At 44.7% G+C, this 11,961-nt stretch carries 10 protein-coding genes; 6 read left to right on the top strand and 4 right to left on the bottom strand.

Annotated features, from left to right (window positions below; all coding sequences use genetic code 11):
• Positions 1–48 precede the first annotated feature (48 nt).
• The 5 genes from rpsG (at position 49) to F7734_RS57815 (ending at position 5,525) form a co-directional block, all read left to right on the top strand.
• Positions 49–519 carry a 30S ribosomal protein S7 gene (rpsG, locus tag F7734_RS57835; protein ID WP_155753148.1) on the top strand — a complete coding sequence of 157 codons (471 nt, stop codon included), beginning with the start codon at positions 49–51 and terminating at the stop codon, positions 517–519.
• Positions 520–688: 169 nt separating this feature from the next.
• Complete coding sequence (gene fusA, locus F7734_RS57830) at positions 689–2,767, top strand: elongation factor G (RefSeq protein WP_166482797.1); 2,079 nt, start codon at positions 689–691, stop codon at positions 2,765–2,767.
• 112 nt (positions 2,768–2,879) lie between these two features.
• Positions 2,880–4,109, top strand: coding sequence for an elongation factor Tu (gene tuf, locus F7734_RS57825; protein WP_155753147.1), 1,230 nt, complete (start codon positions 2,880–2,882; stop codon positions 4,107–4,109).
• A gap of 173 nt (positions 4,110–4,282) precedes the next feature.
• Complete coding sequence (gene rpsJ / locus F7734_RS57820; RefSeq protein ID WP_008232935.1) at positions 4,283–4,600, top strand: 30S ribosomal protein S10; 318 nt, start codon at positions 4,283–4,285, stop codon at positions 4,598–4,600.
• A gap of 283 nt (positions 4,601–4,883) precedes the next feature.
• Positions 4,884–5,525: an LON peptidase substrate-binding domain-containing protein gene (locus F7734_RS57815; protein ID WP_155753146.1), complete on the top strand. Its 642-nt coding sequence runs from the start codon at positions 4,884–4,886 to the stop codon at positions 5,523–5,525.
• Positions 5,526–5,597: 72 nt separating this feature from the next.
• Here the strand turns inward: F7734_RS57815 and pheA are convergent, their stop codons facing one another.
• Entirely contained in the window at positions 5,598–6,482 is an 885-nt protein-coding gene (gene pheA / locus F7734_RS57810) for a prephenate dehydratase (RefSeq protein WP_155753145.1), read from the bottom strand.
• Positions 6,483–6,893: 411 nt separating this feature from the next.
• Between pheA and F7734_RS57805 the strand changes: the two genes are divergently transcribed.
• Positions 6,894–7,499 carry a DUF1997 domain-containing protein gene (locus F7734_RS57805; RefSeq protein WP_155753144.1) on the top strand — a complete coding sequence of 202 codons (606 nt, stop codon included), beginning with the start codon at positions 6,894–6,896 and terminating at the stop codon, positions 7,497–7,499.
• On the opposite strand, the gene F7734_RS57800 is transcribed toward F7734_RS57805, so the two are convergent.
• The 3 genes from F7734_RS57800 to F7734_RS57790 all read right to left on the bottom strand — a co-directional run.
• Positions 7,487–8,161: a ribonuclease HII gene (locus tag F7734_RS57800; RefSeq protein ID WP_155753143.1), complete on the bottom strand. Its 675-nt coding sequence runs from the start codon at positions 8,159–8,161 to the stop codon at positions 7,487–7,489. The two genes, F7734_RS57805 and F7734_RS57800, sit on opposite strands and share 13 nt — an antisense overlap.
• Positions 8,162–8,190: 29 nt before the next feature.
• Complete coding sequence (locus F7734_RS57795) at positions 8,191–10,263, bottom strand: Rne/Rng family ribonuclease (RefSeq protein WP_155753142.1); 2,073 nt, start codon at positions 10,261–10,263, stop codon at positions 8,191–8,193.
• A 643-nt stretch (positions 10,264–10,906) separates the two neighbouring features.
• Positions 10,907–11,961: TIGR03936 family radical SAM-associated protein (locus F7734_RS57790; protein ID WP_243147617.1), on the bottom strand; the 1,055-nt coding region annotated here is incomplete at its 5' end.

The raw sequence follows: 11,961 nt of genomic DNA, 5'->3' as shown, positions 1-11,961 counted from the left end.
CCTACCCCCTAACCCCTATTGCAAGATGGAAACTAAAGGTTACTAAGTATGTCTCGTAGAGGTGTAATTCAAAGGCGTCCAGTTCCTTCTGACTCTGTATACAATAGCCGTCTGGTCAGTATGATGATTAGACGTATTATGCGCCACGGCAAAAAATCCTTAGCCGCACGGATTGTTTATGATGCTATGAAAACGATTCAGGAACGGACTGGAGGCGATCCATTAGAAGTTTTTGAAAGAGCAGTGCGAAATGCAACTCCATTGGTAGAAGTGAAAGCCCGACGTGTAGGTGGTGCTACCTATCAAGTGCCAATGGAAGTCCGTTCCGAACGGGGTACAACTCTTGCCTTACGTTGGCTGGTTCAGTTCTCAAGATCTAGACCCGGTAGGACAATGGCAGGTAGACTGGCAAATGAATTGATGGATGCGGCAAACGAAACCGGGAATGCCATTCGCAAGCGGGAAGAAACGCACCGCATGGCAGAAGCGAATAAAGCATTTGCACACTATCGCTACTGAAGAATTATGAATTATGAATGATGAATGGTGAAAAAGGCTGAATGACTCAAACTTTCATAATTCACAATTCATAATTCATAATTCAAAAGACGGTTTTCCGTAAAAGTATACTATCTTAACAAAGTGTAATATACAAGATATCATGAGGCGAAAACTATAGGAGGCAGCTGTGGCACGTAACCACCCGCTAGAGAAGGTACGCAACATAGGTATTGCGGCGCATATAGATGCGGGCAAAACCACAACAACAGAGAGAATATTATTTTACTCTGGGATAATTCATAAGATTGGTGAAGTTCACGAAGGAACTGCTGTTACCGACTGGATGGAACAGGAGAGAGAGCGGGGAATCACTATCACTGCTGCTGCTATCAGTACCAGTTGGAAAAATCATCAAATTAACATTATTGATACTCCCGGACACGTAGACTTCACCATAGAAGTAGAGCGTTCCATGCGGGTGCTAGATGGTGTTATTACAGTGTTATGTTCTGTAGGTGGCGTGCAACCCCAAACAGAAACTGTATGGCGTCAAGCAGATCGCTACAAAGTGCCTCGCATCGTGTTTGTTAACAAGATGGATCGCACGGGCGCAAGCTTCTATAAAGTTTACGATCAAGTACGCGATCGCCTGCGGGCAAATGCGATTCCCATTCAGTTGCCCATAGGCAGTGAAAGCGATTTCAAAGGTATTGTTGACTTGGTGAAGATGAGCGCATACATCTACACCAATGACCAAGGAACTGATATTCAGGAAACAGCCATTCCCGAAGATATGGCGGCTCAGGTAGAAGAATACCGCAACAAGCTGATTGAAGCAGTGGCGGAAACAGACGACGACCTGATGAACAAGTACTTCGAGGGTGAAGAACTCACTGAAGAAGAAGTTCGCACAGCCCTTCGGAAAGGAACAGTTGCAGGTACGATCGTGCCCATGCTTTGTGGTTCCGCATTCAAAAACAAAGGCGTGCAGCTGCTGTTGGATGCAGTAGTAGACTACCTACCCGCACCAATTGATGTACCACCAATTCAAGGTACAGTATCTTCTGGTGAAACTGTTGAACGTCGTGCTGACGATAACGAACCCCTGTCAGCGCTGGCTTTCAAGATTATGGCAGACCCCTACGGTCGTCTGACATTCGTTCGCGTATATTCTGGTGTTCTGAAGAAGGGCAGTTACGTCCTTAACGCAACCAAAGGAAAGAAAGAACGGATTTCCCGCTTGGTGGTGTTAAAAGCAGACGATCGATTGGACGTTGACGAACTCAGAGCTGGCGATCTGGGTGCTGCATTGGGATTGAAAGATACCTTGACAGGTGACACACTATGTGATGAAAGTGCGCCAGTCATTCTCGAATCCCTATACATTCCCGAGCCTGTTATCTCGGTTGCGGTTGAACCCAAGACCAAGAATGACATGGACAAATTGTCCAAGGCTCTGCAATCTCTTTCGGAAGAAGACCCCACCTTCCGCGTGAGCGTGAATCCAGAAACCAACCAAACCGTGATTGCAGGGATGGGTGAGCTACACCTAGAAATTCTTGTAGACCGGATGTTACGCGAATTTAAAGTGGAAGCAAACGTGGGTGCGCCACAAGTTGCTTACCGCGAAACCATTCGCAAACCCGTCACCAGAGTCGAAGGTAAATTCATCCGTCAAAGTGGTGGTAAAGGTCAGTACGGTCACGTTGTGATTGACTTGGAGCCAGGGGAACCCGGAAGTGGTTTTGAATTTGTCTCCAAGATTGTAGGCGGTTCCGTACCAAAAGAGTACGTATCGCCTGTAGAAGCAGGTATCAAAGAAACCTGTGAATCCGGTGTATTAGCCGGGTATCCTCTCATCGATATCAAGGCAACCTTAGTCGATGGGTCTTACCACGAAGTAGACTCTTCAGAAATGGCTTTCAAAATTGCTGGTTCAATGGCAGTGAAGGAAGCAGCGATGAAAGCTACACCAATTCTGTTAGAGCCTATGATGAAAGTTGAGGTAGAAGTTCCCGAAAACTTCCTTGGGGATGTAATGGGCGACCTCAATTCCCGTCGCGGACAAATTGAGGGCATGGGGTCTGAAGCAGGGCTTGCGAAAGTAACTGCCAAAGTACCACTGTCAGAGATGTTTGGCTACGCTACAGACATCCGGTCTAAGACCCAAGGTCGGGGCATCTTCTCAATGGAATTTAGCAACTATGAAGAAGTACCTCGCAACGTAGCTGAGGCAATCATCGCTAAAAGTAAAGGGAACGCTTAATAGTCATTAGTCATTTGTCATTAGTCATTTGTTATTAGTAAAAGACAAAGGACAATTGACAAAGGACAAAGGACAATTGACAAAGGACAATTGACAAAGGACAAAACAATTCATGGCACGCGCAAAGTTTGAACGGAATAAACCCCACGTCAATATCGGTACCATCGGTCACGTTGACCACGGTAAAACCACTTTAACAGCAGCTATCACCATGACCCTTTCAGCTCTGGGTCAGGCACAAGCAAGAAAGTACGATGAAATTGATGCTGCTCCAGAAGAAAAGGCACGGGGTATTACCATCAACACCGCTCACGTAGAGTATGAAACCGCAAATCGGCACTATGCTCACGTGGACTGTCCCGGACACGCTGACTATGTGAAGAACATGATCACCGGTGCTGCTCAGATGGATGGTGCCATTCTAGTGGTTTCCGCAGCTGACGGTCCCATGCCTCAAACCCGCGAACATATCCTCTTGGCAAGACAGGTAGGTGTACCCAGTCTGGTTGTTTTCTTGAACAAAGAAGACATGGTGGACGACGCAGAACTTTTGGAACTGGTAGAATTGGAAGTCCGCGAACTGCTATCTAGCTACCAATTCCCCGGCGATGATATTCCTATTGTCATCGGTTCTGGCTTGCAAGCGCTGGAAAAAATGACTGCTGCGCCCAAAACACAACGGGGCGAAGACAAGTGGGTAGATAAAATATACGCACTGATGGATGCTGTAGACTCCTACATCCCCACCCCAGAACGAGATGTTGATAAGCCCTTCCTGATGGCGGTAGAAGACGTATTCTCCATCACAGGTCGCGGTACAGTCGCTACCGGACGTATTGAGCGGGGTAAAGTCAAAATCGGTGATAACGTGGAACTGGTTGGTATCAAACCTACACGCAGCACCACTGTTACTGGTATCGAGATGTTCAAGAAGAGCCTTGAAGAAGGTATGGCTGGGGATAACGCCGGAATACTACTGCGCGGTATCCAAAAAGCAGATATTGAACGGGGAATGGTTATTGCTAAGCCCGGTTCCATCACTCCACACACCCAATTTGAAGGTGAAGTGTACGTGTTGACAGAAAAAGAAGGCGGTCGCAAAACACCCTTCTTCGCTGGCTACCGTCCTCAGTTCTACGTGCGGACAACAGACGTAACCGGCACCATCAAAGCTTTCACCAGTGATGATGGCAGTGCAGCAGAAATGGTAATGCCCGGTGACCGGATCAAAGTGAGTGTAGAACTCATCAACGCGATCGCGATCGAGCAAGGAATGCGCTTCGCTATTCGTGAAGGTGGTCGTACCATCGGTGCTGGTGTTGTTTCCAAAATTCTCAAATAGTACCTTTGCACCTTAACTAAAAAAGGAGCAGAGATGGTATAATACATCTCTGCTTTTTTCACGCTTTATAGTTAGTTGTTAGTTGTTAGTTGTTAGTTGTTGATTGTTCTACTAACCACTAACCACTAACCACTAACCACTAACCAACCTACTCAGAACCTGGAAAATTAAAAATGGCAACACTACAGCAGCAAAAGATTAGAATTCGTTTACAAGCTTTTGACCGTCGCTTGCTCGACACATCTTGCGAGAAGATTGTAGACACAGCTAACCGCACCAATGCAACAGCTATCGGACCGATTCCTCTCCCCACAAAACGCCGCATCTACTGTGTGTTGCGTTCTCCTCACGTAGATAAAGATTCACGGGAACATTTTGAAACCCGTACCCATCGCCGAATCATTGACATTTATCAGCCTTCTTCCAAGACTATCGATGCTTTGATGAAACTGGATCTTCCTTCTGGTGTGGATATTGAAGTGAAACTATAGTTATTAGTTATTAGTTAGTTGTTAGTTGTTAGTTGTTAGTTGGTAGGTTGACAATGCCCACTAACAAAGTCATGTGGCGGGCTGTCTTCCCTACCTACTTGTATTTCTAACCACTAACCACTAACCACTAACCACTAACAATGTATAATAAATAACAAAGCCCTAAGAAAGATTTTTTAGGGCTTTTTATTTGCTTTCAGGTCGGAATGATAGAATATGAGAAAGTAGGGGAAAAGTAAAGAAAAATAAATATTTAAGACTAAGAAATTTATACATAGGAAACATGACATCAACTTCTAGAATTGCTGTTTGCGAACTACCTCTGTTCCCGTTGCCAGAAGTAGTGTTGTTCCCTACTAGACCTTTACCCCTGCACATCTTTGAATTTCGCTACCGAATCATGATGAACACGATTCTGGAAAGCGATCGCAGGTTCGGTGTTTTGATGGTCGATCCGGTAAGAGGTACGATCGCTAATGTTGGTTGCTGTGCGGAAATCACTCAGCATCAGCGTCTACCTGATGGTCGGATGAAGATGTGGACTCTAGGGCAGCAGAGGTTTCGTCTTCTTAAGTACGTTCGAGAAAAGCCGTACCGGGTAGGTTTGGTAGAGTGGATTGAGGACAAACCTCCCGTAAAAGACTTAAGACCTTTAGCGACTGAGGTAGAACAACTGCTGCGAGATGTAGTTAGGCTTTCAGCGAAACTGACAGATCAAAACATTGAGTTACCTGACGATTTGCCAGATTTACCAGTAGAGCTATCTTACTGGATTGCAAGCAACCTTTATGGTGTTGCAGCAGAGCAGCAAGCATTGTTAGAACTTCAAGATACGGCAGAGCGTTTGGAAAGAGAATCAGAGATTTTGACTTCCACTCGCAATCATTTAGCAGCCCGTACTGTTCTCAAAGATACTTTTAATTGATGGTTAGTGGTTGGTGGTTAGTGGTGATAATGAACAACTAACAACCAACAACCAACCACTAACAACTAACAACTAACCACTAACTCCTAACTCTTGAATTGGCAAAACGTTGTAGCTGCCGAAAATTTTTAAGACCTCTGTATAAGGTGTTATCTCTGCCAAAGCAGACTGGATGTGAGTTTCGGATGAATCTGCTTCTAAGTCGATAAAAAATAAATATTCCCCTAACAATCGCTTTGTCGGACGGGATTCAATTTTGCTTAAGTTGATTCCTATACTGGCAAATACTTGTAGGGGTTTTGCTAGTGCGCCCGGTACATTTGCAAGAGTGCTAAAAGCAAGTGAGGTATGACTGGCTCGTTCTAAATGAGAGGGGCGAGCAAATGGGATGTAATTTTTGCCGATCACCCAAAATCGAGTACAGTTTTCTGGGTAGTCGTTAATCCCAGTTGCCAGAACAGGCAAGTTATAGAGTTGTGCCGCACGTTGAGAAGAAATAGCTGCGGCTGTTGGATCTTGCTTGAGTTGCAGTAATGCCTCTGTTGTAGAATTTGTGGGAATTAATTGTACTTTTGGTATAACTCTATCCAACCATCCCTGACATTGGGCTAGGGCTTGTGGATGAGAATAAACGGTTTTGATATCTTCTATACTTTGAGCACAGGAAATTAATGTGTGGACTATTGGCATGACTAAAGCTAACTGAACTTGCAAACCATCCAGCTGCCATAGTGCATCTAACGTCATAGTCACACTACCTTCAATAGAATTTTCTACTGGTACCACAGCCAGTTTTGTCTGTCCTTGTGCAACAGCATGCAATGTTTGAGCAATGCTGGGATACGGACATAAAATGGCTCTCTGGTTTTTTGTTTTTGTCAGCCAGTTGAAATAAAGGAGCGCTGCTTGTTCCGCATAAGTGCCAGGAGGTCCTAAATGTGCGATCGATAAAGTCATGAAGTTTTTTGTGGCGCAATGAGATAGATTTATAGGTTCTTAATGATACATCAGAACCTTTTCCTTATACAGGTCTTTATATCCCATTTCTATCAAACCTGCCACAAATTTTATGACAGCAGTTTTCACCTAAATGAACCATACCGTTTGTAGGGACGCAAGGCAAGAGCGCCCCTACGACTGTGGTCTATTTACCTGAAAATGGCTGTAAGAAAGGTAGAGGACAGATGGAACAACCAAATCGTGCTTTTGTGCGGCAATGCCCACCCTAATTCTGCCCTCTGCCTTCTTGAACTTGTTTTCTTATAACCCAAAGCCTTACAATTAACTACATCCTCTCAGATTTTTTGCACAAAGACACAAAATTGTTAAAAACTATTACAATTAATTAACAAGTATTTTAATACTCTCATGCCTACTCGGTTTACTGCATCTCAATCGGTTGCAATGGCAATTCCGGAGCAGCCTATTCCGATTCAGCACTATTTGCGACAGCCCCAACGATTAGTTAGGGCATTGTTTGACCCCAATCGCATTCAGCAGCTGTCTGAGGAAGTCTTTCGTCTGAAATTGCGTCCTCTAAGTTTTATGACATTAAGTATTCAGCCCACTGTAGACTTAAAAGTCACGGCGGAATCAAATGGAACAATTCGCGTGCGATCGGTAGGTTGTGAAATTCTAGGTATTGAATATATCAACCAACGTTTTTCTTTAAACTTAAAAGGGTATTTATCCCCAGAACAGCTAAGTAGTGGCACTTACCTTAAAGGAAGAGCCGATTTAGAAGTTCAAGTGGATTTACCACCTCCATTTTCCTTTACACCCAAAGCTATCCTAGAAGCGACAGGCAATGGATTGCTTAAGAGTGTTTTGCTAACAATCAAGCAAAGATTGCAATATCAGCTCCTAGCTGATTACCGCCAGTGGGCTTTATCACAAACACAGCAAACACCCCTGACAACCGAAACTACAGACTTACCTCTATTGCCAGAACAATTCATAATTCATAATTCATAATTGTTCTGGCAGGGGCGGAAAGACTTGCGATGTAAATGCGTTGGCCCATACTGGCGCAACGCCATTAGATGACTTTTGCTGCCATATCCCTTGTTACGTTCTAAATCATACATGGGATATTTAGAAGCTAGACGCAACACCAAGGCGTCGCGCCAAACTTTGGCAACAATGCTGGCAGAGGCTATAGCCAAAGAACACTCATCACCTTTAACTATTGTTTGCTGTGGCAGTGGTAAGTCCTTCACTAACTGATTGCCATCAATCAAGCATAAAGCAGGCTGTATTTTCAACTTCAGCACAGCCCGCTTCATTGCTAACAGTGTTGCCTGCAAAATGTTTATCCGGTCAATTTCTGCGGTGGATGCAAATCCAATTTTCCAGTCTAGTGCCAACTCACAAATCTGTTGGGCTAGCAATTGTCTTTGATTACCAGACAACTTTTTACTGTCTTTAATATTGGCTGCCACAAGATGAGGCAAAGCCAGATCGGGTAATATCACAGCTGCTGCCACCACAGGACCAAATAGAGCACCTCGACCTACTTCATCTACGCCTGCAATCGGTCTTTGAACATTTAACAGTTTGGAAAACTCCAACCATTTTGTTTCTTGTAACGACGCTGGCGATTTGGAAGAAGTGGCAGTTTGCTCTGTCTCTATCATAAGTTGGTCTGTTGCACAAGATAGATGCATCACTCGGAGTCCAGAGAAGAGGAACGGCGGCGTCGGCGACGTCCACTTGTGCTAATGTTTACATCAGTGTTCTCTTCTGCTTCGGCAACCACTGGTTCATCAACCGCTGTATCTGGTTCTGGTTTGTGAATGACTGGTTCAACTATAGTTTGAGTCATTGCTGGTGGTTCGCTAATAGCTGGCGGAGTTGATTCAGTTGCAGAAGTGGATTCAGTAACTGGTGCGGTTGAATTTTGACCGGGAAGGGTAACGTTAACAATAACTGCCCTGGGGTTTTTGACCTCACGATTCAATTTCAGCAGTGGAGACGCACCCGTATAAGCAAAAACTTCCTGTTCTGGAGGAGACATTTCTACTGTGACAATCTCCGGTGGTTCTACCACTGGTTTGACAGGTTCTATCCTGGTAATTTTAGTCCGTTCGGGTCTGTCACTCCATGTTCCTTTAGGAACGGGTAAGGGAATTTCTGATACGTTTCCAAGTTCGGGTTCGTCGTCAAGCTCAAAGTCTTGCTCAAAAGACAGTGATGGGCTACCGATTGTCCGGGCTTCTTCTTTACCGTTTCCTCCATTCAACCCTTGCTGGCGGGTGCTGCGGCGGATACGGCGCTTTGTTCTATCTTCGCTTATTTCCCGGTAACTGGGATGATGGTCTAAGTTTAGAGAAGACACCTCGCTACCCGTTTCATAAGGTGATGGTTCTCCATATCCGTCGTAGTTGCTTTCCCGTGCTTCAGGTATTCTAGTTGTCTGCGCCAATCGGGGTTGTTCTCTATTAGACAATGGAGCAAAGCGATCTGGTAATTCTGCAGGTGATGTTGGCAAACGGGTTTCAGTCTCGCCAGGGAGATGGACAACATGTCCCAAACCGCCACAAGTTGGACAGGTTTTACCAAACAATTCGTAAATATTTTGACCTTGGCGTTTGCGAGTCAGTTCCACCAAGCCTAATTCGGTCAGTTGAGCAATTTGGGGACGGGCTTTGTCTGCTTTTAGTGCTTTGTTGAAGTGTTCTAAAACTTGTAGTTGGTCTCGTCGCGATTCCATATCAATAAAATCAACGACTATCACTCCAGCAACATTACGCAAGCGTAACTGACGGGCAATTTCTGCCGCAGCTTCGCAGTTAGTCCACAAAACGGTTTCTCTGGCTGTTGCCGATCGCGTGAACGATCCAGAGTTGACATCTATCACCGTTAATGCTTCTGTTGGTTCAATAATAATATATCCGCCAGAAGGTAGATCTACTCTTGGTTTGAGGGCTTCTTTAATAGCAGCATTAATGCGGAAGTACTCTAATATAGCAGTGCGATCGCGGTGATGATCGATTAACAACCCTTGTGGCGTTTGTCCGCCACTCCAGTTTTGCAAGTACTGCTTCACTCGCTTTAAACCCGTACTGGAATCAACCACAATTCGGTTAACATCCGCGCCGTACATATCGCGCAGTACGCGTTGGATAAAGTCATCATCTCTATTCAGCAGTGCTGGCGCACGAGTTGATTGTGCTTCTTGCTGGATAGCTTCCCACTGCTTTTGCAGCAATTCTAAATCTTCTATAATTGCCTCTTCTGGCTTCCCTTCTGCTTCAGTACGTACTAGCAAACCCATACCTGCAGGCTTAATTAAAATTGCCAAAGCACGCAAGCGGTTACGCTCGGTTTCGCTCTTAATTCGGCGCGATAAATTCACACCGCGCCCATAAGGCATCAGTACTACGTAACGTCCCGGTAAGGTAATGTTTCCCGTAAGTCTCGGTCCCTTGGTTCCTGTTGGTTCTTTCATCACTTGAACCAACACTTTTTGCTGCGGTACTAACAATTCTGTGATTGCTGCTGCTGTACGCTTGAGCCGTAGGGGTCCGAGATCGGTTACGTGAATAAAACCGTTCCGTTCCGGATCTCCTATATTGACAAAAGCAGCATCTATCCCAGGCAATACATTTTCTACTACACCCAAGTAAATATCACCAATTTGGTGATGACCCGTAGCTACGACTAATTCTTGTATTTGGTCTTCAGAAAATACAGCAGCAATCTGATGTTGTTCTGCTATGATAATTTGTTTTGGCATTCAATTATGTTCCTCAATTCTCGGCGGCACAAACAGACTTCGGGGTTTATTGTTCTTGAAAAGCCCCTGCAAGCCTGAGTCAGTGCAGCTTGTAATAAAAATTGCGATTCTTCGCTCAAACTTCTGCTTCCAACGAGCGCTAGTTGCTTCAAGTTGGGAAACTCAATGGCACCACATTCAAGGGGGCATAACCGCCTAACGGTGTACCTTCCCAACGCACTTGGCTTTTTTGATTATTCCAGAACGGCTGCATACTATATTAAGTAAATTAAGCACCCGTCTCTGGTTAATTTTTGATGCAGGTCTCTTACCACTAAAGGTTCGAGCACCCAAAGTAGTTTTAAAAATTATAGAGTTAGAGAAGCCTACTGTGCTTGCTTTTGATTGCTGGATCGCGATTCTAGCTGTTAAGGAGAGTGTTTCACGAATCAGATAGCGGGTTTTCACCGGATAAAATCCTAAATATCGCACTCTAACATCTTTGCTGTTATGCCCTGACTTGTACCAGGGTAGTGAACCAGACAATCGCTCAATGCAGCGCCAGAAAATTTCTCTTCCTCTAATTCTAACGCAACCTTGTCAAAAATCAATTCCCAAGATATGCATTTAGAGGGCAACCACTAGCAAATTGCCCTCTCCAAGATTATACCGCTAAAACCAGCCGATTGCGGTGAACGTGAAGCAGATGAAATTCTGCACCTGCTACTTGTTCTAGGATAGACAGAATTTGCTCCGGACGCAACACTGTTCCATCTTGGCGACAGCTGCCTACATAACGTAAAACGACTGCGTTGGCTTCTTGGTGTTTAAAACCGTATTGGACATTGGTTGAGGTCAAACTTGATGGCTCTACCATTTCCAACTCGAACAAGCGATCGCGCAGATTTACTAACTGTTTCTTACCAGACTTCGTCGTGTGTTCCCACAAAATCTCATCCTTCGCTTTTATTGTATCAATCCAACGTTGCCATTGTACAGGAACCACTTCTCCATGGGAACTAGCTACGGTCATCAAATACTCTGCTGCTTCCAACACTCTTGCTGCTGCTGGTGTTTTTAAATCAAGTTGTTCCACCTTATATATAGGAGTATCTGATGGTAGGGCTGCGGCTAGTTTTTGCCGAAAATCTTCCATCTCAATTGGTTCTGTCAGATCGAAATCCACAACTTCACCACTGCTAGTTGCTCCTAAAGATAAAGCACTGGCAATAGCGATGCGAGGATGTGGGTGAAATCCACCTGTGAAAGAAATTGGTAATCCCGCTCGTCGCAAAGCGCGATCGAATAAGCGCAGTAAATCCAAATGGCTGACTAAAGCCATGTTACCCAGTTTACCAAACCAAACACGCAATCTTTGCGCTTTTGTTGTATTGGGTACGAACTCACCAGCAAATTTGGGAATCTCTGGTGGTGAAATCACGACATTATGACCGAAGTCAGTACTGCAAACCCCACAGTGAGAACAGCCTTCAAAAGAGCAATCCGGTACTGTAGCTGCTTGTAAAGCACGTTGCAAATCTTCCTTGAGCCATTTTTTATCGATACCTGTATCGAGATGGTCCCAAGGGAGGGGTCGGTCGAGGGGAGATTTTGGATTTTGGATTTTGGATTTTGGATTTTGGATTTTGGATTTTGGATATTGGATTTTGGATTTTTGATTTTTGTTTGTGGAGTTTGGATTTTGGTTTTTGGATTGTT

This window comes from Scytonema sp. UIC 10036 (assembly GCF_009725235.1).
The sequence above is the reverse complement of the archived record's forward strand: the minus strand, read 5'-3'. Positions and strand labels throughout refer to the sequence as shown.